The sequence below is a fragment of the Streptomyces sp. NPDC086554 genome (assembly GCF_040686095.1).
GTDB lineage: Bacteria > Actinomycetota > Actinomycetes > Streptomycetales > Streptomycetaceae > Streptomyces.
The window spans coordinates 61,083-84,825 of sequence record NZ_JBFBJK010000020.1 but is presented as its reverse complement, the minus strand read 5'-3'; the positions used below and the strand labels follow the sequence as shown (position 1 = coordinate 84,825).

Sequence of the window (23,743 nt, the reverse complement as noted above, 5' to 3'; positions counted from 1 at the left end):
CATTAAGTAGTCAAGCCAGGGCGTCACGCCCAGCTAAGAAAGGGTCAAACTATGCGCAAGTTTCAGCGGGCCGCGGTTGTAGCCGCAGCGGTCGCAGGGCTCTCCACCCTCGGCGCGGGCGTCAGCTTCGCTCACGGCGGCGACGACGGTGGGGTCACCGCGATTGCTTCCTCGCAAGCCAACGCCGTGGCCAACTGGGGCGCCCCGCAGGGTCACCCGCACGGCGGCCACCAGGGGGCTCCGTGGTTCGCGCCGCAGAACGGTGTCAGCTACACGCCGCAGGGTCACGGCGGGCCGCAGTAAAGAAGCGCCGAGGGCTCGATGCGCACGTTGCAGCGGGCTGCGGTCGTAGCCGAAGCGGTCGCGGGGCGAGTGGCTCCGTACCCCACGCCACAGTGGGCCCCATAAGCCGTTTCGCACGTGCCGCGCCGCAGCCCGCACGCTGGTCGGCCCGGCAATCGGTCGCCTCGCGGACCATCGCGTCGCGCATCGCCTCGGAGTACCACAACAGGCGCATCGACGTCTGCCAGAACACTGTAGGCACCGTATGCAAGTCGCACGATCTGAATGTCCACGACCTGGATCAGCTCGGGCAGCTCAACGGTGTGCTGGACAACAGCCTCAACAGCAAGGCAGCCCGGGCGCAGCAAACCCACCAGGGTGCGCGCCCGGGCTGCATCAAATTGGAGCTTTTCCACGGCTCGGGCGCACGCCGATCAACGGCCCTGGCGCCCGGGCCTCGATTGTAAGGAGCGCAGCACATGTTCAGCCGGCAGAAGCTCGCAGCCGTCTCGGGGCTCCTCGGAAGTCTCGCCGTAATCTACGTCGGCGCCGAGCAGGCGTACGCCCATGAACGCCCAGGCGATTGCAAGACCAACGTCGCCAAGGGTGAAACCATCTGCATTCGCAAGAGCGAGACCGTCCACGCCGACAAGCACGGCAGGTATTTCATCAGGCAGACGCAAGAATGCGAGACGGTCAGTCAGCCGCCGTTGCCCAACGACCACGCAGTGAGCAAAGGATCCAAGCACGTCGGGCCGATTCTGGAATGCTCCAACAAGGCGCATCTGCCCAAGGGCTTCAAGTTCAAGCGACCTCACCTCGCATTCTGAGGCACAATCGGCGAATGTCGGGCCGGGATCCGCTCCCGGTCCGACATTTTGAATTTCTGGGATGACGTTCGACCGGAACTGTCCCGTCCATCGGCGATATGGGCCAGGGATTCCCGGCGATACAGAAACCTCGGTGCCCCGGCCCGTGGCCGGGACACCGAGGAAGGTTCCGACTTACTTGCCTAGAAGGCGCTGTTGTCGCAGCCCATGCTCGAACCGAGGTGGGTGTCCTGTGCGCCCGAGTTACCCTCGCCGTTCAGCAGGTTGCCGCCCAGGCCGTTGAGGATGCCGACCTCACCGAGGACGTCGACGTTCGCGTCGTGCGACCTGCAGGTGGTGCTCTGATTGATCTTGACGCCATTGCCGTCCTTGCCCGAGCCCAGGCCGCCCCCGCCATCGGCGTGGGCGGTGCCGACGCTCAGGAGTCCGACGGCGCTGAGGCCAGCGACCAGGACGGCGGCCTTGCGGAGCTTGTGCATGTCATCTCCGGTGAAGTGAGGTGAATGCGATCTGCGATAGATCGACTTCGTTCAATTACGGAGACTAATAAGAAATATCCCCACACCATCGTGCGGCGCGCCGAATTCGGGGAATCCTCACTGCCTTGGCCGATGGTCGGGAAATATCGTGCCCCGTGAGCGAATTGCGTCATTGGCACCTGGCCCCGTCGGCTCGGCCGCCGCCAACAATGCCGACCTGATGGTCATTTCGACACAGGCACAGAAGAAGGCCCCGGCGCCGCGCCTGGAGGCTTGGTGCCGGGGCCATTTTCCCGCTCTCGGCCGTCTAAGCGACCGTCACGCGCTTAGAAGGCGCTGTTGTTGCAGCCCATGCTCGAACCGAGGTGGGTGTCCTGTGCGCCCGGGTTGCCCTCACCGTTGAGCGCGTTGCCCAGCAGGCCGTTGAGGATGCCGACCTGGCCGAGGATGTCGAGGTTCAGGTCGTGCGACTTGCAGTTGGAGCTCTGGTGGATGTCGAGCTTGCCACCCTTGCCGTGGCCCCCGTCCCCGCCTGCGTGGGCAGTGCCGGCGCTCAGAAGTCCGACGGTGCTGAGGGCAGCGACCAGGACGGCAGCCTTGCGAAGCTTGTGCATGTCATCTCCGGTGGAGTGAGGTGAACGCGATCTGTGATAGATCGACTTCGTACAGTGCTGGGAGATTAGTACGAAATACCCGCAAAACGGACTGCGACGCGCCGGATCTCGCGATCTTGTCGCGGAAGCATCCTGAAGCCGCATCGCACGCGAACGGGCCCTTGGGGGACGATCCCCCAAGGGCCCGTGCTGGGCGTTGATGTCCGGCCGTCCGGCTGCCCTAGCTTTGGGCGCTCGCGGCGGCGTTCGCCTGGCTGTTGGCCTGGGTGCAGTCGACGCCCCGGGTCTCGGCGGCGGCGAGCAGGGCGACCGGGAGATTCGCATCGAGCAGGGACTGCGGGCTGCACTCCTGGTACGGACGGAAGAGGTTGTGCTGGTTCTGCCCCAGCGCCTGCGCCTGCGCGTGCCCGTTCGCCTGGGGCGGCTGTGCTGCCGGCTGCGAGGAGAGTTCCGGGCTGATCTGGGGGTTCAGCTGGGGGCTGACCTGGGGGCTGACCTCGGCGGGCCGCTGCGGCGCCGCCTGCTGCTGCGGGGCCGATGAGCCGGAACTCTGCACACTGGCCTGCGAGTTGGTCATCGAGGCGGCCTGGGCGTCCGGCTGCGTAGCGGGGGGCGGAACAGCACCGTTGTACCCGACGGGAGTGGCGCCGATGGCGGAACTGGCACCGATGGCGGACAGACCGCTGGCAGCTGCGACGACGAGCGCGACCTGTTGAAACTTGCGCATGGAACCCTCGGCCCTTCATTGACCTGTGTTTGGAACGTACTGAAATGCTGATGAGCCAGTGCAGTTGTTGCTGTTTTTGCTGCCTTGTGCGGCTGTGATGGACCATCGTTCTAGCCGAGTGGAGAACGAGAACAGTACGGGCTCAGTCACGGGAGCCGGGGTGTGGTCACCCATTTGGCAGAGGGTGTGAATCATCAGCGGAACGCCGGTCAGCCGGGGCCACATCGGACGGGAACAAAGCCGTTAATCCGATCGATCGCAAACGGGTGACGGACTTTTGGGTCCCGTGACCGAGCCGGAGGAAATGTCGTTGCCAACTGGGAGAGGGCAGCGATCACGAATCCAGCAGAGAGACTCTGTCGGCTCCGGCGTGAAGTCCACGTGACAGCCCAGGACTGCCCCCGTTGGGGCGCAGTACGAACATCATGCTGGGCGCACGCAGGGCTGCACTCAAATACAACGGATTTCCCTGCACAGGTATTGAAGGGCCGAGGGTTCCATGCGAAAGCTTCACAAGGCCGTGCTCGTCGCAGCAGCGGCCGGCGGTCTGTCCGCCATCGGCGCCGGCGTCAGCCATGCCGACTCTCCCGTCGGGTACAGCGGCGCTCCGGCGCCTGCTCCCGATTACCCGGCGCCCCAGGCGGCAGCTCCCGCACCCGCCCCGCAGTGGCAAGCGCCCCCGGCGCCGGCTCCCGCACCCGCCCCGCAGTGGCAAGCGCCCCCGGCGCCGGCTCCCGCACCCGCCCCGCAGTGGCAAGCACCCCAGGCGCCAGCTCCCGCACCCGCCCCGCAGCACCAGAGCGGTTACGCCTCCGCCTCGGCCGTGTCGAGTGGCACTGCACAGGCCTCCGGCTCGCCGTACGCCGCGCAGCAGGCCGCCCCTCAGCAGCAGGCGGCGCCGGTCCTGCCGCAGGCCGCCCCGCAGCCGGCGCCGCAGGTCAACCCGCAGACGTCGCCGCAGGTCATGCCGCAGGTAGCCCCGCAGGTCGCCCTGCCCCAGGCCTTCCAGCCGGAGCCCACGCCGCGTGTCGCCCCGCAGGTGAACCCGCAGGTGAACCCGGAGGTGAACCCGATCATCAATCCGCTGATCGCGCCCGGCGGCGCACCGCAGGTATCCCCGGTCGGCCTCGGACAGATCGCGGCGCCTCCCGTGGGCCAACTCGGTCTGCCCCGACTCGGCTGATGGCCTCCCCGCAGTTGTCCACCCTCCCAACCCGATCTGCTGCGGATCACATCCGCTCGACCAATGGAGAAAGAATGCGCATGCTTCAGAAGGCCGTCATCGTGGGCGCCGTCCTCGGCGGTGTAGGTTCCTTCGGCGCTGGCACCGCCGTCGCACACGGCGAGGCGGGGGCACACGACGGTGGTTTCGACGTCACGCAGGGCATCGAGTGTCGCTCGCACGACATGAACATCGACCTGCTCGGCAGCGTCGGCGCCCTCAACGGCGTGCTGGCCAACGCGCTCAACGGCGAGGGCAACCCGGGCGCACAGGACACCCACCTCGGTTCGGACATGGGCTGCAACAGCCAGGCGTTCTGAGCAGCCGCGCTACACGCTCCTCCCCAAGGCCCTCCCTCTTCATGTTCTTTGCGGTCCTGCGAGAGGGCCGCTGACCTCCGGGCCCGGCATATGGCTGCTCCCCCGGCCGATCGGATGGCCTGGGGTGGTGTCACCGGGCCCGAGAGGTGCCGTGGAGACGTGGTGAGAGGTCCGACTGCCGCCCGGCCCGGTCGCGGGCGGCAGGTCTGTTTCGAACGCGGCTGGTGTGAGGTGGCCGCCTGGACGAGAGCCCCTTGCCGGGAACGGGGCACGGTCCCCTAGGACTCGTCTGCGGACACCTGCCCCAACCACCCCGAAGGCGCCTTCGCTGATGGGGGGCCATGACGACAGGCCAGCCCTGATCGATTCCACATAGGGCGCTACCTGCCGCACGATTTCCTGCCGTACACCGCCGTGTACTACTACTTCGGCGGGCAAGAGGAGCCGGGGCCGCAATCGGGGCATCGCCACCGATGTGCTCGGCCTGCTCATCGCCATGATCGTGGTCGCCGCGAGCGTCCACGACAACGCGATCGGAATCACGCTGCTGGACAAGGTAGCCGCGGCAAACCCGTCGGTGACCATGGGCTGGGTGGATGCCGGGTTCAAGAACGTTGTCGTCGAGCACGGCCGGTCGCTGGGCATCGACGTCGAGGTGGTCTCGCGTGATCGCAGACGAAGGGGTTCGCGCCAGTACCGAAGCGGTGGGTGGTCGAGCAGATTTTTGGCACCCTGATGCTCCACCGCCGCCTGGCCCGCGACCACGAAGCACTGCCGGCCGGCGCGGTCTCGATGATCTACTGGTCGATGACCGACGTGATGGCTCGCCGGATCCCGGCACGACTACCCCGACCTGGCGTGATCCGCCGCCGTGGAAGACGGTTGGAGCGGCTGGGCATCACCCGCCAGACCGTCCTGAGATCGTCGAGGACAGCGACCCCGGCGGCCCCGAGCCGCCTACCGGCAGATCCTCGTCCTGTTCGAGGACGACGAGCAGGGCCTGCGGGCCAAGGCCCTCTGCGAAGCCCTGGCTCACAGAACGCCCACTGAGAATCGTCGAAGGGCCCCACCGCGAACGGTGGGGCCCTTCGATTCGTGCCCGGTGAGGCACTGGCGGAGGATACGAGATTCGAACTCGTGAGGGGTTGCCCCCAACACGCTTTCCAAGTCTTCGTCCGCGGGTTCTGGGGCGTACGGGAACGTTCTGACCTGCGGCGCAGCCGGGGCGGGTAGGGTTTACGAACCGTGCTGTACGCCGGTGAATGAGACCAGAATTGAGACCAGGGCGCTGGGTCATGCCTTCTAGACGACGATCGTGTCCGGGGCCAGCTGCTCCAGGTCGTCCACGTCCGATGGCGAAGGCGGTGCCCTGCCCCTTCCGCTGTCTCGCGATCACGGCGGGCACCGCGACGATCGCATGCCCTCATGAATCTCGCATCAGAGCTGGTAGGGATACAGATGGATCTCCGGTGTGTCGAACGTGATCGTCGATCCGGGCTGAGGCGGCGCGGTTTCATTCGCCATTTCGATGAGCACGATGTCACGACCGACGCGGAGACTCGTCACGGAGCCCTCGTCAACCGTCTGAACTGTTCCCCGCACCGTCACGGCCTGTCGGCGTGATGGGTCGCCGTCGAGCCTGTCGGCGCCTCCTTCGCCCGGGAGCCAGGTCGAAATCTCCTCGGGGATGTCGACCTCCACGTCGAACGGGCCCTCTCTCGGCACGACGTCGGCTTGCCATACCCCCCAGGCATCACCCAGTTCGCTCCTGAATCGCACTTCTCGGCATTCAGCGTCGAGGATTTCAAGCACTTCGATTCGCATTACTTCAATCCCAGTGGAACTCTAACCATGGTGTTATCCACGATCCATGTATTGGTGGGCGCGATGAACGTCCAAGTCTCTTTGTGGAAATGGAACTTGGTCGGCTTGCTGTTCATCTCGTGTGGGCCCATCCGGATGCTGCGCAGCCCATCGGCAGATACTAGACGATCGGGGTCCGAATTTCCTGTCCGCGGGTGGACGTTGGTGTACGGACCGTTGCCCAGGAACTTCTGCCATTCATCCAAAACCTGGTGTGGTTTCAGCGGCTTGGGCGCGACTACTTCCGGAGTTTGAATCACCGTTTGCTGCGGCTGTGTGCACGCCAGTCCGAGAGGGTCGATCCATTTATGCGGATTGTGGACGTAGGCTACGGGGTTGGGAGCCGGAGCGAGACCGAGCGGATCGGGGCTGAGATAGCGCGCGGTCTCGGGGTCGTAGTGGCGGAAGTGGTTGTAGTGCAGCCCGGTTTCCGGGTCGAAGTACTGTCCAGGAAACCGGAGCGGCGTGTACGCGGCGCTGTCGGACGCCCACGTGGTCGTGCCCCAGAGCGTGGCGCGGGTGCGCCAGGCGATGGAGCCGGTCTCGTCCAGGAGCTCGGTGGGAGTGCCGACAAGGTCGGTCACGATGGCGAAAAAGCGTGAGTCGATCGCGTCCTGGGATTCTCCAGCGACGTTGAGGCGTTCGGTCTGAGCAATCGGGCGCAGGTCTCTGTAGTCCCAGGTGAGAGTGACGGGATCCGGCAAGGCGACCGATGTCGTGGTCTGTTCGCACAGAGTGGCGCCGTCCCATGTGAAGTCCGTTTGCTCAAGCACCGTGTCGTCGTCGGCAAGGCGCTGTTTGGCGATACGGCGGCCGAGCGGGTCGTACGCGTACCGCCATCGGGTGCCGTCCGGGGTGATCACTGACGTGAGACGGTCCTCGGCATCCCACACGTAGTGCCAGGTGTCGGGCTTTCGCGAGAGCCGTGCCTTCTGGCGCAAGGTGACGCGGCCCGCCGCATCGTGCTCGTAGCGGGTGCCGCCAGCCCCGGTGATGTGCGTTCCCCTGTAAGTGCGGGCGCCGGTGGCCTCGTGGCCGGGGTGAGAGCTGGGCCAGGAGGCTTCGGTCTGATTGCCCGCTGCGTCGTAGGCGTACGTCTCGGCCCAGTTCAAGGCGCGGACAGCGGTGACCCGGCCGGCTACGTCCAGGTCGAAGTCCCGGGCCCCGTTCAGTTGGTCGGCGAGATGGATCAGGTTGCCGTCGTGCCTGTAGGTGTAACTGCGACGCTGGACACTGCTGCCGTTGTTGTTGTCGGTTATGGACTGCTGGGTCAGGCGGCCGAGGTCGTCGAAGACGCTGGCCACTGTTAGCGACTCACCGATGTGACGGGCCAGCTCATGGCCTACCGGATCGTGGTCGAAACGAATCGTGTGCTCGCCCACGGCGAGTTGGGTAACGCGGCCCGCCGCGTCGTAGCTCCATCTGCTGGTGGCACCGGTGGGTGTTGTGCGGCTGATGCGGTTACCCAGAACGTCATAGGCGTGGGTGACCGTACGCCCGTTGACCGATTCGGACAGCAGCAGCCCGGCGGCATCACGCTCTTGGGCCAGGTGTGCGTCCGGGCCGGTTGCGTGGACGAGGTGTCCGGCGAGGTCGTAGGCGTAGGTGCTGATGGCGCCGTCAGCATTCTTGTGGATGGTTTGCCCAAGTGCGTCACGCGTGTATCGGACGGTCTGTCCGAGAGCGTTGGTACAGGAGGTGAGTCGGTCGGCCAGGTCGTAGGCGTAGGCGATGCTCCGGCCGTCGAAGTCCGTCTCGGCCACCAGGCGTCCTGCGGGGTCATAGCTGTACCGCCATGTCATTCCCTGCCCGTTGGTGACCTGGATGGGACGTAGCTCGGTGTCATGGACGAAGGTGTAGCGGGTGCCGTCATGCTCGGTGCGGGCTGCCATCAGGCCGAAATGGCTGTACTCGAAACGCGTGCACGCGCCTGCGGGATCCGTGTGGCTGGTGCAGTTGCCCTCTCCGTCGTACGTCCACGACTCCGTGGTGCCGTCCGGTGCGATACGACGCGCCGGATGTCCCTCGACCGTCCATTCCTGCCGTGTGCGGGAGCCCAGCGCGTCCGTGAGGGCGGCAGTGCGACCGAAGACGTCCCGCTCACTGCGGGTGACCGCGCCCAGAGGGTCGGTGATCTCGAGTGGGAGACCCGCGTGATCACAGCGGATACGGGTGATCCGGCCGACGTGGTCAGTGACCTGCGTCAGGTGCCCGCACTCGTTGTACGTGAACTGTGTGGTGGCCCCGGCGGGGTCGGTCACAGAAGTGCGATTGCCCCGCTCGTCGTATCCCTGGATCCAGGTGGCACCATCCGGGCCGATCACCATGGTGGGCAGACCGAGGCTGTTGTACTCACCTGTCGTCGCATGACCATCCGGGCGGACGACGGACGTTATTCGCCCGTGCTCGTCGTATAGGTAGCGGGTGGTGTGGCCCAGCGGGTCGGTGACGGCGGTCAGCCGATGGCTGTTGTCCCACTCCCTATGGATGGTATGGCCGAGGGGATTCGTCTCACATATGAGGCGGTGCGCCTCGTTGTGCTCGTAGCGGCGGGAATGGCCAAGGGAGTTGGAGACGGTGGTGGTGAGGGAAGCGTCGTCGTAGATGAGGGTGCCGGAGAGGAAGCCCCCGCTGCCCTCGGTACGGATGACCCGGCCCCGCTCATCGAAGATGTAGCGGTAGGAAGAGTCGTTCCGGTCGGTCCAGGAAATGATCCGGCCGTCCTGGTCGTACGTGAACCGCATCGGCAGGCCGGAGGAGTTGGTCAACTCACTCATGTGGCCGTCGTCGTTGTAGCCGTACGAGACGAGCAACGTCCCCGGTTCCTTGGTGTGCTCGGCGTCGAGGAGGCGCAGGGCCGCGATGCGGGGAAGAGTGGGATGGCGATCGACGGCGATGCGGTAGCCGCCGGAGTGGGTGACCTCGGTCAGGGTTCCGTCGTCGGCGTAGTGAAGGGTGATGCGCTGACCATTGCGGTCCTCGATGTACTGCAGGGGCAGGTCCACGGCAGTGTCGTCGTCGATGGGCTGCGGGGTGTGGAAGACGTACGAGTGCCCGGTGTCCGGGTCGGTGATGCGCAGGGCGGCGTCGACTTCGGTGTCCCAGCTGAGCGACAGGCGCGAGCCGCCTTCCGAGTAGACGGGATCGGCGGAGTCGGGAGCGAGCGGCGGGTAGATCAGCCGGGCCCCGTCGGAGGCGGCGTAGATGAAGCCGTCGTCGTCGGCCTGGAGACGCTGATCGAGGGTGGAGGCCCAGGACGGGCCGAACCAGCCGCCCCAACGGTAAGAGGAGACGTGGGTGCGCTCCAGGATCAGGGGCAGGGTGCCGGGCAGTGCGACGTCGGTCTGCGGCAGCAGCATGTCGCCGGTGGCGACATCGATCGGGTCCAGGTCGCACTTCTTGAGCGCGGCCCGGATGGATGCGGGCAGTTTCTCCCACTCCGAAGGGCGCAGCTTGAGTCGGGACAGGCCCGAGCCGTCGAGCCCCAACTTCTGTCCGAGCTTGGCGAGTTCGCTGGGCTTGAGCTTGCCCAAGCCCTTGCCGAGGAGCTTGCCCAGACCTCCCGCACCGACCCCGAAGGCGGCCCCCAGGGCCAGGGTCTCCGCCAGTTTGCCCGGGTCCTTGAAGGTCCCCGGATCCTGCAGCGCAGCGTCGAAAGCGGCGAACTTCATGCCGTCGCCCGCGAGTTTGCCGGCCTTCGCGATCGTCCTGATCTCTCCGAGGGCCTTCAGCGCCCGCTCCAGGCCGCGGATCGCCTCCATGACGGTGCGGATGACGGAGGCCATGCGGGTGCCGGACTTCTCGATCCGGGCGATCAGCGCCACTACCTTCGCGGCCCGTGCACCAGCAGCAAGGCTGCCGGCGATCGCGGAGAGGCCGCCGGTCAGCACGGACAGGGCCAGGCCCGCGATCTCGAACTCGACGATTTCCGCGAGGATTACGCCGATCTCGGTCAGCAGCTCGTGTGCCTCGTCGGCGAAGTCGTCCAGCGCCTTGGCGCCGTCGCGCAGCGAGTCGGCCATGTCGGTGGCCTGCGTGCGGGTGGCCTTGGCCCGCTTGTGGAGGGCCTTGGCGGCCTCGCCCTCCCACTCCAGGTCCTTGAGCGCAGACTTGGCGTCGTGCGCGGCGGCGTCGAGGCCCTTGGCCAGGGCCCGCCACTGCTTGGCTATCTCGCGGATGCCGTCGGGGTCGACGGCGGGGTCGGTGATGCCGAGGAACTCCAGATTGCTGGCGAGGGTGTCGCCGAAGGCGTGGTTGGCCTTGTTGATCCATTTCAGCGGGTTGAGGTCGTCGGCGTCGATGCCGGGGATGTCGAAGCCCATGGACGGCTCAGCCCTTCTTGGCGCGGGCCGCTGCGCTCAGCAGGATGTCCAGCAGGTCGAAGGCGTCGGAGACGTCGCCCAGGAACTTGGCCTCGGCCTCCCACTCCTTGTGGAGGTTCTTGGTGAGCTTGGCGATGGTGTCCATGCCGTCCTGGATGTCGTCCTTGGCGCTCATCAGCGAGCCCAGCACGCCGAAGGCGGACATGTCGTGTGAGGCGGCCTTGAAGTCGTGCAGCGGTTTGCGGGTGTGGTCATCCACCTTGCCCAGCGCGGAGGCCGCCTTGTGCAGCGATTCCGCATCCTTCTTCAAGTCCGACATGCTGCCCGCCCCCATGGCTTGAGATGGTTCTGCGTGTGATGCGCTGACGTTTACAGACCGGGCTGGCCTACAGCCTCGGATCAGCGGTTGATGGACTGGATCTCCTGCACGACGACGGCCTGTTCAGTGCCGAACACGCCATCAGGAAGCTTCTGTTCGCCCTCGATCCCGGTTCCTGTCCAATGGATCTTCCAGGTGACGGTGGCCTTGAGCTGATACGCGTCGTCGCCGGACGCCCGCAAGTACGTCACGCCGCACGGAGGGGTGTCGCCACTGTTGCCCTTGCTGTACGGCACGCCGATGCGGCCGCCCTGAATCGGGCACTGTCCGGAGGCCGGGTGCAGTTCAGCATCTGGCGTCCCCGGTTCGATCTTGAGTGCGGCGGGCTCGGCCGTGCTGGTTGCTTCGATCCCGAGTCCGGGAACGGAGGCGGTGACCGACACTGGCTTGAACTCTGCCTTCTCCAGCCACGCCCACGTCGGCAGGTTCACCGTCGACTTGTTCTGCGGCTTCAACTCAACCTTCGTACCGGGAACACGAATCTCGGAGTAGGCGAGCTGCGCGAGGATTTCCGGGGTGACGGCCTGCGGAGCGTCAGCGGGAGGCAGGTCCCCCTTGTCGACCCAGAAGGGGATCTTGTCGCAGTCCTGCGCCGCGGGGTCAGCCTCTCGCCCCTCGGTCACGAAGGCACCCCACCAATCCCCCTTGTCGGCTTTGTCCTTGTTGAAGTCCTTGTCGGAGTCGCCGTCCTTGTCGACGTACTGGCCCTGCGTCTCCTTGTTCCACTCTTCGGTGGTGGATGTGCCCATCCACTGGTACCGCATGTACGCCTCAAGTGACTTCGGGGTGTACTTGGGAGCGTAGTAGCAGGCAGGGGGAGTCCACGTTGCGGAAGACGAAGTGACGGGACCGGCGGAGCTGCCCTTTCCGTTCTTCGAGAAGTCGTAGACGATCCCCTTGGCCGACGCCGAGAGGGCGGGGCCGCTGGCATCGCCGGAGACGGCGGCGTCGCTTCCCGGCCCGCCACCGAATGAGCCGCCTCCTCCGGGAGGTTTCTGGTCCGCGACGGCGGCAGGCGCCGCGCACAGCCAGGCCGCTCCCGCTACGGCCGCGATCGCGATCGCGATCGCGGCCGTAGCGGTACGGAGGAGCTGACTCACGGCTGGCAGCCCGTCGCGCCGCGGGTGGATGCCATCTTCATGAGTTCCCAGACTCCCTGCTTGTTCTTCCTGAGCTGAGCGCTGTAGGCGACGTAGCTGTCCTTCGTCACCTTCGTCCGCTTGATCTCGTCCGTCTTGACGTCTCTGCTGAAGCCCTTGCTCTCATCGGCGCAGTATCCGATCGCCGCGCTGTCCTTGGACTTGACCTTCACGCTCCGGTCGAAATAGCGCACCGTCCCGGTGACGGTCCAGCCCGCATCCTTGAACGACTTCGCCCAGTCCCGGGCGGCCACAGCACCCTCGCCCTCGGTGTAGAACTCCAGGGCGGGCAGCTGAGGATCTCCAGCCACGATGGCCATGTTGAGCGCACGAATCATGTCCGCGTTGTCCCGCAGGATCGCGTCCTTGACCGAATCCCCCGCCCGTTCTGGAGTGAAGGTGAGCTTTACGTCAGAGGGCAGCTTGATCTCCGGCCGGTCGACCCCGTCCGCTGGCGCGGATGACGACGGCGATGCCGACTTCCCGCTGCCCGCGTCAGCGCCGGCGATCTTGTCGTTGTCCTTGCTGTCGTCCGATCCGCCGCAGGCGGTCAGCAGCAGGGCGGCGGAGGCCGTGAGCGCGGCCACCACGCGCCGGGTCGAGCGAGTCACTGTTGTCTCCGGTGAGGTGAGGGTTTACCCGAGCGAAGCAACGCTATCCGTGGCCGACTGGTGACGAGGAGCGCGGGTCGGGCTTTGGCTGAGACGTACCGGGCATACCTGTTGATGGCGGCTGCTTGCGCTTCGTTGCCCGGCTGAGAAGCGGCCTGATGGGGTGTGTTCTCGGGGGCCGCCCGGCTCCGTGCTCTGGTCGGTGTCCGTGGTGGTGCCCGCTGTGCCCAGTGCAGCTCACGAGTCACGGACGTGGTGGACGTGGGCACGGCAACTACTACCACGCACGAAGAAGGGCCCGGCCGCTCAGCGTTCGGACCCTTTCGTTTGCCCAGGTGGGCGAGTGCGGAGGATACGAGATTGAACTCGTGAGGGGTTGCCCCCAACACGCCTTCCAAGTCTTCGCCCGGGGGTTCAGCGATGCACGGGGCTGTCCTGACCTGCGGTGGAAAGGGGCACGGGGCGCCCGGTGGACGGTGCTGGACGGGGGTGAATGAGACCAGAACTGAGACCAGAGCGCTGGGTCATACCTTCTTGACGACGATCGAGTGTGGAACCAGCCTCTCCAGGTCATCCACGTCCGAGGTGAAGACGGTGACCTGTCCCTTCTGCTGTCGGGCGACGACCGCGAGCACGGCGTCGATCGCGTACTTGTGGCCGTGCAGCTTGGCGTCGGCCAGAAGCCGGCGGGCTTGGCGGGCCTCGTCCTTGCCGATGTCGGTGACCTTGAGTCGCGAGAGCACCCAGACCCAGCGCTGCTCGGTGGTTCTGCCGTCGTACGCCTCGACCAGCGTCATCGGGGAAGTCACTACCTCGGCCTCACCTCGCGCCGCGAGGTCGAGCCAGGCGATCATCTTCCGGTCGCCGCGCACGGCCAGGGACAATGCCTCGCAGTCGAGTACGAAGACGCGCAGTGACTGCTGGCTGTGCTCACTGGCGCGCTTCTTCACGCGGCCTCTCCGGCGTTGTGTCCTCCGGTGGTGCGACGGCGCTCATGCTCGGCGTCGAGATCTTCCAGTTCCGCGAGTGCTGCCGCGCGCTCGTCCCCGGTGACCGGGCCATGTTCCTCCTGCAGCCAGTCCACCAGTTCCAGCAGCCGGTCCCGGTCGCGCTTGAATCGCAGCGCTTCGGCTACATACGCCGAAAGTCCCCGCTCAGCCGCCTCGGCGCGGATCTCGTCCAGGAGATCCTCGGGGATCGTCACTGTCACTTTCTTGGTTGCCATACAGGAGACCATACTCTTGGTGCAAAGGCCCCTACCAAGGGATTGCTGTGATCAGTCAGACCCGGGAGGCAGATGGTCAACCCATGAGCATTTCCCGCACATGGTCGCGAGGTCGTGCCGTGTCACTCGGTCGCCTCGTGCCGTTCACTCTTACCGGCGCATGCGCTGGTGGATGTGGATGGCTGCCCTTCGCGATGGCGATCCTCCCGCCGTTGGCGAAACGACGGGAGGAGTGTCCGTGTCCTTGTTGCCTTCGGCAGACGTCTTCAGGTCGGTTGAACTAAAGGTTGCCCAGTTGCTCAGTGGGCAGTTGGTCTGTCCACACGGGCCCTGGGAGAGATGTTCGGTTGGTGAGCACCTCACGCTCTCGGAAGCGAAGGAAGCGGCGGCACGCGAAGCCGCTGACGATGCTCTGCGGGATGCATTGTGGCGATCCGTGGGCCGCGATGCCCGCAGCGACGTCCCGAACTTGGCTCAGCGCAGCCAATTGCTCGCTCTGTACTTCCTCATCCCCTACCTGCGGAAGCCGGCTGCGAGAGTGTCGAGGAGGCTCTGCGTTGACGTTGCGGAGGTGAGGTCAGCCATGGTGTTCGGTGCGTTGTACGGGCTGGCTCTGGCCGCTGAAGGTGACGACGTCCGTGGCGAGGTCGTCCGAGCCGCCAATGCCGCTGGCTGGGCGGTGGAGCGAGCTGATCCCGCCGAGCGTACGACGGATCCGCACAGCCTTGTCGACCGCGTGAGCCGATTTGATGACGGCTACTCGCCCATCCGCAAGGAGTCGGACATCCAGGTGGTCGACGAGACGGACCCTTTGTTGTGGGAGCGCATCAGCGGCGAACGCATGGGTGCTGCCTTGCACCGTCTCGGGATCTTGGGCGAGTTCCTCGCCTCGGGTTCGGGGCGGATGCCCGAGGGCGAGCCCGACGAACTTGACGCACCGCGGGAGGAAACCGAGTGAGCCCAAGTGCAAGGCGACTGTCGCAGTGGCTGGCCGAGCCAATGCCCCTACGCAAGGTGGCAGATCTCCTCGGGGTCGACGCATCGAAGGCGTCTGGACTGGTGAGGGCGGACCGCTTCCCCTGCCGTGTCACGAAGGTGAACGGAAAGTACGTAGCCTTTGCCGCCGATGTGATGGTGGCCATGGGGATTGATGATCCGATCGTGCGGACCGGTGACCTGCTGGCCGGAGCTGAGTTCGCGAGGCGATGGGACTGAGGACCGGTCGCCGGAGGCTGAGTGCAACGTCAAAGGGCCGGGCCGCGCGGATGTCCTGGCCTCCGGCCCTCTGGGGCGACGTGCGACGTGGGAACGGGCGGGTTCGATCGCGCGGAAGTAGAACCCTCCGGCGGTACGGCAGGCGGCGCCCCACAGGAACGTTCTGCCCGGGCGCCCTTCCGCGCATAATGTCGTAGATGTCGGATTTAAATGAGACTGTAACTGAGACCAAAGCACGCCAAGGACCCCGGCCGCTGAAGCGGTCCGGGGTCCTTGTTTCGCCTGTTCAGGCGACTGCGGAGGATACGAGATTCGAACTCGTGAGGGGTTGCCCCCAACACGCTTTCCAAGCGTGCGCCCTAGGCCACTAGGCGAATCCTCCGCCGCAAACAATACAAGACGTTGGGGAGTGCTCGCGAACACGATCCCGAGGTCGTCGCCGTGATCGTCCTCGGGGCGGTCGCGGCCGGGACCGGCTTCGCTTCCGGGGTGGGGGATCCGCTACTGTGGGGGCCAGCCCCTCACGTGGCGCTATCTGACTGAACTCCCCCAGGGCCGGAAGGCAGCAAGGGTAGGTCGGCTCTGGCGGGTGCGTGGGGGGCGCTTTGCGTTTGGGGCGGTCCGGGTTGTCAGTGGTCGCCTATAACCTCGTATGCGTGTCGTCTCTCGCGCTGTACCGCCGTTATCGCCCGGAGTCGTTCGCCGAGGTCATCGGGCAGGAGCATGTAACCGACCCGCTGCAGCAGGCGCTGCGAAACAACCGGGTCAATCACGCCTACCTGTTCAGTGGCCCGCGCGGCTGCGGCAAGACGACGAGCGCGCGCATCCTGGCCCGCTGCCTCAACTGTGAGCAAGGTCCCACGCCCACGCCCTGCGGCGAGTGTCAGTCCTGCCGCGACCTGGCGCGGAACGGCCCGGGGTCGATCGACGTCATCGAGATCGACGCCGCTTCCCACGGAGGCGTCGACGACGCCCGTGACCTGCGCGAGAAGGCCTTCTTCGGCCCGGCGAGCAGCCGCTACAAGATCTACATCATCGACGAGGCGCACATGGTCACCTCGGCGGGCTTCAACGCCTTGCTGAAGGTGGTCGAGGAGCCGCCGGAGCACCTCAAGTTCATCTTTGCGACCACCGAGCCCGAGAAGGTCATCGGCACGATCCGGTCGCGTACGCATCACTACCCCTTCCGCCTCGTGCCCCCGGGCACCCTGCGGGAGTATCTGGCGGAGGTCTGCGGCCGTGAGCAGGTGGCCATCGAGGACGGTGTCCTTCCGCTGGTCGTGCGCGCCGGTGCCGGTTCCGTGCGTGACTCGATGTCCGTCATGGACCAGCTCCTCGCCTCCGCGGCCTCGGACGGTGTGACGTATGCCATGGCGACGTCCCTCCTCGGGTACACGGATGGGTCGCTGCTCGACTCCGTGGTGGACGCCTTCGCCTCGGGGGACGGGGCGGCGGCCTTCGAGGTCGTCGACCGCGTCATCGAGGGCGGCAACGACCCGCGGCGCTTCGTCGCCGACCTCCTGGAGCGGCTGCGCGACCTGGTGATCCTCGCGGCCGTGCCGGACGCCGCCGAGAAGGGGCTCATCGACGCCCCCGCCGACGTCGTCGAGCGGATGCAGGCCCAGGCGGGCGTCTTCGGAGGCTCCGAACTGAGCCGCGCCGCGGACCTCGTGAACGAGGGGCTCACGGAGATGCGGGGGGCGACCTCGCCGCGGCTGCAGCTCGAGCTGATCTGCGCGCGCGTGCTGCTTCCGGCGGCGTACGACGACGAGCGTTCGGTCATGGCCCGCCTCGACCGCCTTGAGCGCGGCGGCAACTTCATGGCGGGCGGGGGCCAGGGCGCGGCTCCCGCGATGGCGTACGTTCCGGGGCCCGAGGCGCATGCGGGGATGCAGCAGCCGCAGCCGGGCGGCGGGGCGCCGGTGGCGCCGGTGCCTCCGGGTGGCGGACCGGCCGCCGCGCGTGCGGCGGTACGGGGGCCGGGGGCGCCGCAGGGCGACCAGGCACCGGCGGCTCCGCCGACTGCTCCGCCGGCTCCCGCTGCTCCTGAGCCCGCCGCCCCTGCTCCTGCTCCGGCAGGGGAGCGGCGGCCCGGGGGCTGGCCGACGGCTTCGACGCCGGGCACCGGTCCCGCGGCCCCGGCGGCTTCCACTCCCGCTCCCGCTCCTGCTCCCGCAGAGGCGGCCCCGCGACCGGGCGGCTGGCCCACGGCGGCCCCCGCAGGAAGCGGGGCCCCGGCTCCGCAGGCCCCCGCACCGACGCCGTCCCCGGCACCCGCGGCCGCGCCGGCCCCCATGGCTGCCCAGGCGCCCCCCGCGGGCGGCCCCGACCCGCGCAGCCTGTGGCCGAACATCCTGGAGGCGGTGAAGAACCGCCGCCGGTTCACCTGGATCCTGCTGAGCCAGAACGCCCAGGTGGCGGGGTTCGACGGGACGACGCTCCAGATCGGCTTCGTCAACGCGGGAGCGCGGGACAACTTCGCGAGCAGCGGCAGTGAGGACGTGCTGCGACAGGCGCTGTCCGAGCAGTTCGGCGTGCAGTGGAAGGTCGAGGCGATCGTCGACCCCTCCGGCGGCTCGGCCCCGCCCCCGGCGGCGACCAACTTCGGGGGAAGCGCGCCCGTGCCCCCGCGCCCCGCCCCCCAGAACCAGCCGACACCCCCTCCGGCGGCGCCCCCGCAGCCCCCGTCCCGGCCCGCACCGGCACCGACCCCCGCCCCTTCCCCGCAGCCCCGCCCTTCGGCCCCGGAACACGTCTCCCCGGAGGACGACACCGCGGCCGACGACGACCCCGACCTGGTCGAATCGGCCCTCTCCGGCCACGACCTGATCGTCCGCGAACTGGGCGCAACAATCGTCGAGGAATACACGAACGAGCCTTGAGCCGCGGGCCCAGAGCACCCGAGGTCTGGGCCCCGGGCGGCCCAGAGGCTCCCCGCCCCGCACTCGGGGCGATCGGGCGGGTGGGCGGGAAACATCCGCCGCGAAGCGGCGGTTCAGTCCGGACACGACCCGCACCCGAGGACCGGCCACCCCCCGGGACAGCCCGCGCGGGCAGGCGACACCCGCAGCCCCCGGGCCTGCGCTTCGGGGTAGACGGGTGGGCGGGCGGGAAGGCCCGGCGGGGAGCGGCGGGATGCCGGGGCCGCCCCGGACGGAACAAATCACCCACAGCTCTGGAGGAACGTACAACCTCACCCACAGGGTGACCTCGGCATCCCGTACAAGCGCAGGGCATCGTGGCCGCTAGGCTGACCACCGTGAAGGTCCTAGTCATCGGCAGTGGTGCCCGCGAACACGCCCTGTGCCGCTCTCTGTCCCTCGACCCCGACATCTCCGCCCTGTACTGCGCCCCCGGCAACGCCGGCATCGCGGACGTGGCCGAGCTGCACCAGGTCGACGCCCTCGACGGCACCGCGGTGGCCGCCCTGGCCACCCGCCTCGGCGCCGAGCTGGTCGTCGTGGGCCCGGAGGCCCCCCTCGTCGCCGGGGTCGCCGATGCCGTACGCGGTGCCGGAATCCCCTGCTTCGGGCCCTCCGAGGAGGCCGCCCAGCTGGAGGGCTCCAAGGCCTTCGCCAAGGAGGTGATGGCGGGCGCCGGCGTGCCCACCGCACGCTCCTACGTCTGCACCACCCCCGAGGAGATCGCCGAAGCCCTCGACGCCTTCGGCGCTCCGTACGTCGTCAAGGACGACGGCCTCGCCGCCGGTAAGGGCGTCGTCGTGACCGACGACATCGAGGCGGCCCGCGAGCACGCCCTCGCCTGCGACCGCGTCGTCATCGAGGAGTTCCTCGACGGCCCCGAGGTCTCCCTCTTCGCCATCACGGACGGCGTCACCGTCGTCCCGCTCCAGCCCGCCCAGGACTTCAAGCGCGCCCTTGACGGGGACGAAGGGCCGAACACGGGTGGCATGGGTGCGTACTCGCCCCTGCCGTGGGCCGACCCGAAGCTGGTCGACGAGGTCATGCAGAGTGTTCTGCAGCCCACCGTCGACGAGCTGCGGCGGCGCGGCACCCCCTTCTCCGGGCTGCTGTACGCGGGCCTGGCTATCACCAGCCGCGGCGTACGTGTCATCGAGTTCAACGCCCGCTTCGGCGACCCCGAGACGCAGGTCGTCCTCGCCCGCCTGAAGACCCCGCTCGCCGGAGTCCTGCTCGCCGCGGCCAACGGCACCCTTGTCGACCTGCCCCCGCTGCGTTGGAGCGACGACGCCGCGGTGACGGTGGTCATTGCCTCGCACAACTACCCGGACACGCCGCGTACCGGCGACCCCATCGAGGGACTGGGCGACGTCGTGGCGCAGGATGCACCGGACGCGTACGTCCTGCACGCCGGGACCAAGCGCGACGGCGACGCGGTCGTCAGCGCGGGCGGCCGTGTGCTGTCCGTGACGGCCACGGGCGCGGACCTGACCGAGGCGCGCGAGCGCGCGTACACGGCGCTGTCCCGCATCCGCCTCGACGGCTCCCAGCACCGCACCGACATCGCGGCGAAGGCGGCCGCGGAGGCGTAACCAAGGCGGAGGCGTAACCAAGGTCGCCCACGCGCCACCCGCGAACAGCTCACAGGCCCCGGATCCGACACTCGATCCGGGGCCTGATCGTCATCCAGCTTTACCCAAAGCCATTCCATCGAGTGACCGCTGGCCCATCCGGCTGACGATGCCCGGCACCCCAACTAGGGTGCGGCGCAAGCGGTTCAGGTGCCCAGAGCCAAACAGACCACCGGCATTGCGATGTCAGTGGCGGGTGCCACAGTGGGGGAGTGAGCAAATCCATCGGCGGCTGCCGTCCGCCCTCGGCCCCGGTCCCCACCGGCGGCGGGGCAGCAGGCGGAGCAGGCAGCAGGGGGTGACGTAGGTCGTGTCAGGTACGGGTGTGGAAGTGGGCGTGCAGTCCGCGCGTTCCCAGGCGCTCGCCGTGCTGCGCATCCGCAGCAGGGCCCTTGCCGTCGCACTGCTGCCCGCGGCCGTCGCCGTCGTGCTGCTCGCCGGCGGGACCACGGGCCATGTCACCGGCGGGAGTTGGGACGTGGTGCGCGGCATCGTGACGGCCGTCGCCGCCGTCGTGCTGCTCGCCGCGGCGGGCATCGCGCTCGTCGTCGCCCGCGCCAGGCCCGCTGTCAGCCCCACGGTCCCGATCACCGAGAGCTCGGCCCCCGATCTGTACCGCCTGGTGCGGGATCTGGCCGACCGCCTGGACGTGCCCGCGCCATCGGCCATAGCGCTCACCCCGGACTGCGACAGCTGGCTGGAGGACCGCACCCACCCCGCGCACGGCCCGCCGGCGGAGGCCTCGCCCCCGCCGACGCCAGAGGGCAATGGCGTACGGGACGGCCGCCCCGCCCCGCGCCGCCAGCCCCCCGCGGCCCCGGTGCTCGTCATCGGCTCCCCGTTCCTGTGGTGGATGCGGGTCGGCGAGCTGCGCGCGGTCCTCGCCCCGGTCGTGGCCGGCACGGGCCCCTCGGCGCACCCCGACATAGCCGCGGCCCGGCGCTTCGTGCGCGGGCTCGACGCGGCGGTCGCGGTCACTTCCGCACCGGGCCGCGGCCCGCTCACGCGCACGGTCCTCGGCGGTGTCGGCTGGGTGGCCCGGCTGCTCCTGCGCGGCTGCCGGGGGCACGCGGGCGAGATGGAGCGGGGCGTCGCGGCAGCGGCCGCCGAGCGCGCCCAGGCCGTGGACTACGGCGTACGGATCGTCGCCCAGGAGCAGGTCGGCCTGGCGTACGCCGGGTGGGACCGCCTCCTGACCAAGGTCGCGCTGCCCGCCTGGCGGATGGGCCGCTGGCCGTCACGGCTCGACGCGGGCGTGGTCTCCGCCCTCACCGAGCTGTCCCGCAGGGACCGCCTGGCCGAGGGCTTCGCGTCCCGCCTGGGCGAGCGCCCCGCCTGCGACCTCCTGGAGGAGCCTGGCTCGGTGGACGAGGCGGCGTCCCTGCTTGCCGCCCGCCTCTTCCACGGCGGGCCCGCGGAGCCGGGTCCTGGCTGGGCGCCGGTGGCCTGGCAGGAGTATCCGGACGAGGTCGTCGACCGCAAATGGCGTGCGGATGCCGCCCGGCTCCACCGGGTCCTCGACTCCCTGGGCGTGGGCCACGTCACGGACCCGACAGCCCGTGACGCCAAGGGCCCCACCCTGGGCCGCATCCTCGACCACCTGACGGCGCCGGACACCGGGGGCACGGAGCCCGCCACGGAAATGGCCACCAGGGAAAAGACCGCCATGGACCCGCCCGCCCCGGACACATCCACCAACCCGGCGGACGACCTCGCTCTCGCCCCCGAGGACGCAGCGGCGCCCGAGGACGAAGCGGCCCCCGAAAGCCCCGGCGGGCTCCTGGCCGCGGGGCTCAGCGCCGAGCTGGCCCGTGAGGAAGCCGCAGCCCCGCCACGCCCCGCCCCGGCGGGACAGGGCCCGGACGACGCGCTGTGGGACGACGGCATGCTGCCGCTCTTCCCGCTCCAACCGGTGCGTACGGGCCGGGAGTTGCTCGCCGACCACGTGACGGCCCTTGTCTGCTGCGCGGCCGTGGACACGGCGGGCGCGGCACCCGGCCTCGACTGGCTGGACGGCCCGTCCCTCCTGGTGGACGGCGAGCGGGCGGCGGACCTGACGCCGCACGTCCTGAGCCTGGTGGAGGACGGCGACCCGATCCCCCTGAAGGGCTGGCTGGCCCGCCTGGGCGTCCGCCCGGAGAAGCCGGTGCGACTCGTCTGAGCCGAGCCCCGGCCCGCGGGATGCAGTCACCCAACCCCCGGAAGGATCCCTTCCGTTCTCGTCGATTAGCGACGAACGGTGACGGAGTGCGTGCGTAATGTGATGTGCTGGGACCGGCCGCCGGACCGGACATGTCAGAGGCAACACCGCACGGGGGCAAGGGACAGCACAGCGCAGCGCAATCTCGGGGGAGTGAGGGAGGGGTACACACATGGGGTCGGAGCAGATCCGCAGGTGGGAATCGGGCGCGCTGGCGCACGCCGTGACCGACCCCTTCGGCCAGGGCCCACTCCCCTGGCTCCGGGGCGCCGAGCACTACTTCGACGACACGGGCCAGGTCGTCCCCTGGTACATCGACCACGCCCCGGCCCCCGGCGCGCGCAACATCCCCGCACCCCGGACGCGTACCAACGGCCCTCGCACGGCCGACGACGTACACGGCCAGATCAAGGGCTTCACCTCCACCGGCGCCGCGGCCCCCGGCGAGGCGATCGACTTCCATGTGACGGTGGACCCGCCCCAGCAGTTCAGCGTCGACATCTACCGCATCGGGCACTACGGCGGGGACGGGGCGTCGAAGATCACCACGAGCCCGCGCCTCTCCGGCATCGTCCAGCCGCCCCCGCTCACCGCCGACCGCACGGTCTCCTGCCACCACTGGTGGCTCTCCTGGCGTCTGCAGATCCCGAGTTACTGGAACATCGGGGCGTACGTGGCGGTCCTCACCACCCTCGACGGCTACCGCTCGCACGTCCCCTTCACGGTCCGCGACAGCCACCCTGCCGACCTGCTGCTCCTCCTCCCTGACATCACCTGGCAGGCGTACAACCTCTATCCGGAGGACGGCCGCACGGGCGCGAGCCTCTATCACGCGTGGGACGACAAGGGCCGCCTCCTCGGCGAGAGCGAGGCCGCCCACACGGTCTCCTTCGACCGGCCGTACGCGGGCGCGGGCCTGCCCCTGCACGTGGGTCACGCCTACGACTTCATCCGCTGGGCCGAGCGGTACGGCTACGACCTCGCGTACGCCGACACTTGCGACCTGCACGCGGGCCGCATCGACCCGACCCGCTACCGGGGCCTGGTCTTCCCGGGCCACGACGAGTACTGGTCGGCGACCATGCGCCGCACCACGGAGCTGGCCCGCGAGCACGGCACGTCCCTCGTCTTCCTCTCCGCCAACACCATGTACTGGCAGGTGGAGTTGGGCCCATCCCCGTCCGGCGTCGAGGACCGCCTGCTCACCTGCCGCAAGCGCCACGGCCCCGGGAGGCCCGCCCTCTGGCGCGAGCAGGACAAAGCGGAGCAGGAGCTCCTGGGCATCCAGTACGCGGGCCGTGTCCCGGACCCCGCCCCCCTCGTCGTACGCAATGCCGACCACTGGCTGTGGGAGGCGACGGGCGCGCACGAGGGCGACGAGATCGAGGGCCTGGTCGCGGGCGAGGCCGACCGCTACTTCCCGCGCACCGCCCTGCCCGAGCACCAGGGCCGCATCCTCCTGGCCCACTCCCCGTACGAGGACAGCGAGGGCGTCACCCGCCATCAGGAGTCGTCCCTCTACCGCGCCCCGTCCGGCGCCCTGGTCTTCGCCTCCGGCACCTTCGCCTGGTCGCCGGCGCTCGACCGCCCCGGCCATGTGGACACCCGCATCCAGCGCGCCACGGCCAACCTCCTGGACCGCATCTGCAAACGGGACTGAGGCCGAACGCGGGACTGAGGCCGAACGCACTCACCATCAGGACATCCCCTGGCCAAAAGCGGTCGCCCCATACGGGAGAATCGAAAGCACTTGGCCAGAACCA

The 23,743-nt window shown here is 68.5% G+C and carries 21 protein-coding genes, 1 tRNA gene and 1 other RNA gene; 12 read left to right on the top strand and 11 right to left on the bottom strand.

From position 1 onward, the window contains the following. Positions 1 to 51: 51 nt before the first annotated feature. Positions 52 to 303, top strand: coding sequence for a hypothetical protein (locus tag AB0O76_RS29880; protein WP_365497246.1), 252 nt, complete (start codon positions 52 to 54; stop codon positions 301 to 303). Positions 304 to 761: 458 nt separating this feature from the next. After that, on the top strand, positions 762 to 1,112 hold the full coding sequence (locus tag AB0O76_RS29875; protein WP_365497244.1) for a hypothetical protein: 351 nt from the start codon (positions 762 to 764) through the stop codon (positions 1,110 to 1,112). 182 nt (positions 1,113 to 1,294) lie between these two features. Here AB0O76_RS29875 and AB0O76_RS29870 read toward each other — a convergent pair whose 3' ends face one another. The 3 genes from AB0O76_RS29870 to AB0O76_RS29860 all read right to left on the bottom strand — a co-directional run bounded on the left by AB0O76_RS29870 (position 1,295) and on the right by AB0O76_RS29860 (position 2,932). Then, complete coding sequence (locus AB0O76_RS29870) at positions 1,295 to 1,591, bottom strand: hypothetical protein (protein WP_365497242.1); 297 nt, start codon at positions 1,589 to 1,591, stop codon at positions 1,295 to 1,297. 326 nt (positions 1,592 to 1,917) lie between these two features. Beyond that, entirely contained in the window at positions 1,918 to 2,205 is a 288-nt protein-coding gene (locus AB0O76_RS29865; protein ID WP_365497240.1) for a hypothetical protein, read from the bottom strand. A 220-nt stretch (positions 2,206 to 2,425) separates the two neighbouring features. Continuing rightward, complete coding sequence (locus AB0O76_RS29860) at positions 2,426 to 2,932, bottom strand: hypothetical protein (protein WP_365497238.1); 507 nt, start codon at positions 2,930 to 2,932, stop codon at positions 2,426 to 2,428. 823 nt (positions 2,933 to 3,755) lie between these two features. Here AB0O76_RS29860 and AB0O76_RS29855 point away from each other — a divergent pair. The 3 genes from AB0O76_RS29855 (at position 3,756) to AB0O76_RS29845 (ending at position 5,210) form a co-directional block, all read left to right on the top strand. Further along, positions 3,756 to 4,115 carry a hypothetical protein gene (locus tag AB0O76_RS29855; protein WP_365497236.1) on the top strand — a complete coding sequence of 120 codons (360 nt, stop codon included), beginning with the start codon at positions 3,756 to 3,758 and terminating at the stop codon, positions 4,113 to 4,115. Between the two features lie 74 nt (positions 4,116 to 4,189). Further along, on the top strand, positions 4,190 to 4,474 hold the full coding sequence (locus tag AB0O76_RS29850) for a hypothetical protein (RefSeq protein WP_360777343.1): 285 nt from the start codon (positions 4,190 to 4,192) through the stop codon (positions 4,472 to 4,474). Positions 4,475 to 4,949: 475 nt separating this feature from the next. Beyond that, positions 4,950 to 5,210 (top strand): hypothetical protein, encoded by a 261-nt coding sequence (locus AB0O76_RS29845; protein WP_365497234.1) that lies wholly within the window; start codon positions 4,950 to 4,952, stop codon positions 5,208 to 5,210. A gap of 701 nt (positions 5,211 to 5,911) precedes the next feature. Here the strand turns inward: AB0O76_RS29845 and AB0O76_RS29840 are convergent. The 7 genes from AB0O76_RS29840 to AB0O76_RS29810 form a co-directional block, all read right to left on the bottom strand. Beyond that, a complete protein-coding gene (locus AB0O76_RS29840; protein WP_365497232.1) occupies positions 5,912 to 6,298 on the bottom strand; it encodes a hypothetical protein in 387 nt (128 codons plus the stop codon). Then, on the bottom strand, positions 6,298 to 10,659 hold the full coding sequence (locus tag AB0O76_RS29835) for an RHS repeat-associated core domain-containing protein (protein WP_365497230.1): 4,362 nt from the start codon (positions 10,657 to 10,659) through the stop codon (positions 6,298 to 6,300). Before AB0O76_RS29835 ends, AB0O76_RS29840 begins: the two co-directional genes overlap by 1 nt. Positions 10,660 to 10,666: 7 nt before the next feature. Continuing rightward, positions 10,667 to 10,978, bottom strand: a complete 312-nt coding sequence (locus AB0O76_RS29830; RefSeq protein WP_365497228.1) for a hypothetical protein — start codon at positions 10,976 to 10,978, stop codon at positions 10,667 to 10,669. 80 nt (positions 10,979 to 11,058) lie between these two features. Beyond that, complete coding sequence (locus AB0O76_RS29825) at positions 11,059 to 11,931, bottom strand: hypothetical protein (RefSeq protein ID WP_365497426.1); 873 nt, start codon at positions 11,929 to 11,931, stop codon at positions 11,059 to 11,061. Positions 11,932 to 12,134: 203 nt separating this feature from the next. Beyond that, on the bottom strand, positions 12,135 to 12,788 hold the full coding sequence (locus AB0O76_RS29820; protein ID WP_365497226.1) for a hypothetical protein: 654 nt from the start codon (positions 12,786 to 12,788) through the stop codon (positions 12,135 to 12,137). Between the two features lie 524 nt (positions 12,789 to 13,312). Next, positions 13,313 to 13,738 (bottom strand): PIN domain-containing protein, encoded by a 426-nt coding sequence (locus AB0O76_RS29815; protein ID WP_365497224.1) that lies wholly within the window; start codon positions 13,736 to 13,738, stop codon positions 13,313 to 13,315. Next, positions 13,735 to 14,013 carry a CopG family transcriptional regulator gene (locus tag AB0O76_RS29810; RefSeq protein WP_277741537.1) on the bottom strand — a complete coding sequence of 93 codons (279 nt, stop codon included), beginning with the start codon at positions 14,011 to 14,013 and terminating at the stop codon, positions 13,735 to 13,737. Before AB0O76_RS29810 ends, AB0O76_RS29815 begins: the two co-directional genes overlap by 4 nt. Positions 14,014 to 14,596: 583 nt before the next feature. On the opposite strand from AB0O76_RS29810, the gene AB0O76_RS29805 reads away from it, so the two are divergent. Next, entirely contained in the window at positions 14,597 to 14,971 is a 375-nt protein-coding gene (locus AB0O76_RS29805; RefSeq protein ID WP_365497222.1) for a hypothetical protein, read from the top strand. Positions 14,972 to 15,027: 56 nt separating this feature from the next. After that, on the top strand, positions 15,028 to 15,228 hold the full coding sequence (locus AB0O76_RS29800; protein WP_365497220.1) for a hypothetical protein: 201 nt from the start codon (positions 15,028 to 15,030) through the stop codon (positions 15,226 to 15,228). A 297-nt stretch (positions 15,229 to 15,525) separates the two neighbouring features. Here the strand turns inward: AB0O76_RS29800 and AB0O76_RS29795 are convergent. Continuing rightward, positions 15,526 to 15,610 (bottom strand) — tRNA-Ser (locus AB0O76_RS29795). Positions 15,611 to 15,740: 130 nt separating this feature from the next. Between AB0O76_RS29795 and ffs the strand changes: the two genes are divergently transcribed. The 5 genes from ffs (at position 15,741) to AB0O76_RS29770 (ending at position 23,640) form a co-directional block, all read left to right on the top strand. Then, an RNA gene (gene ffs, locus AB0O76_RS29790) (signal recognition particle sRNA small type) lies at positions 15,741 to 15,839 on the top strand. Positions 15,840 to 15,884: 45 nt separating this feature from the next. Further along, complete coding sequence (locus tag AB0O76_RS29785; RefSeq protein ID WP_365497218.1) at positions 15,885 to 18,110, top strand: DNA polymerase III subunit gamma and tau; 2,226 nt, start codon at positions 15,885 to 15,887, stop codon at positions 18,108 to 18,110. Positions 18,111 to 18,487: 377 nt separating this feature from the next. Beyond that, entirely contained in the window at positions 18,488 to 19,741 is a 1,254-nt protein-coding gene (purD, locus tag AB0O76_RS29780) for a phosphoribosylamine--glycine ligase (protein WP_365497216.1), read from the top strand. A 349-nt stretch (positions 19,742 to 20,090) separates the two neighbouring features. Then, positions 20,091 to 21,941 carry a hypothetical protein gene (locus tag AB0O76_RS29775; RefSeq protein WP_365497214.1) on the top strand — a complete coding sequence of 617 codons (1,851 nt, stop codon included), beginning with the start codon at positions 20,091 to 20,093 and terminating at the stop codon, positions 21,939 to 21,941. Between the two features lie 211 nt (positions 21,942 to 22,152). After that, positions 22,153 to 23,640, top strand: coding sequence for a N,N-dimethylformamidase beta subunit family domain-containing protein (locus AB0O76_RS29770; protein WP_365497212.1), 1,488 nt, complete (start codon positions 22,153 to 22,155; stop codon positions 23,638 to 23,640). Positions 23,641 to 23,743: the final 103 nt, after the last annotated feature.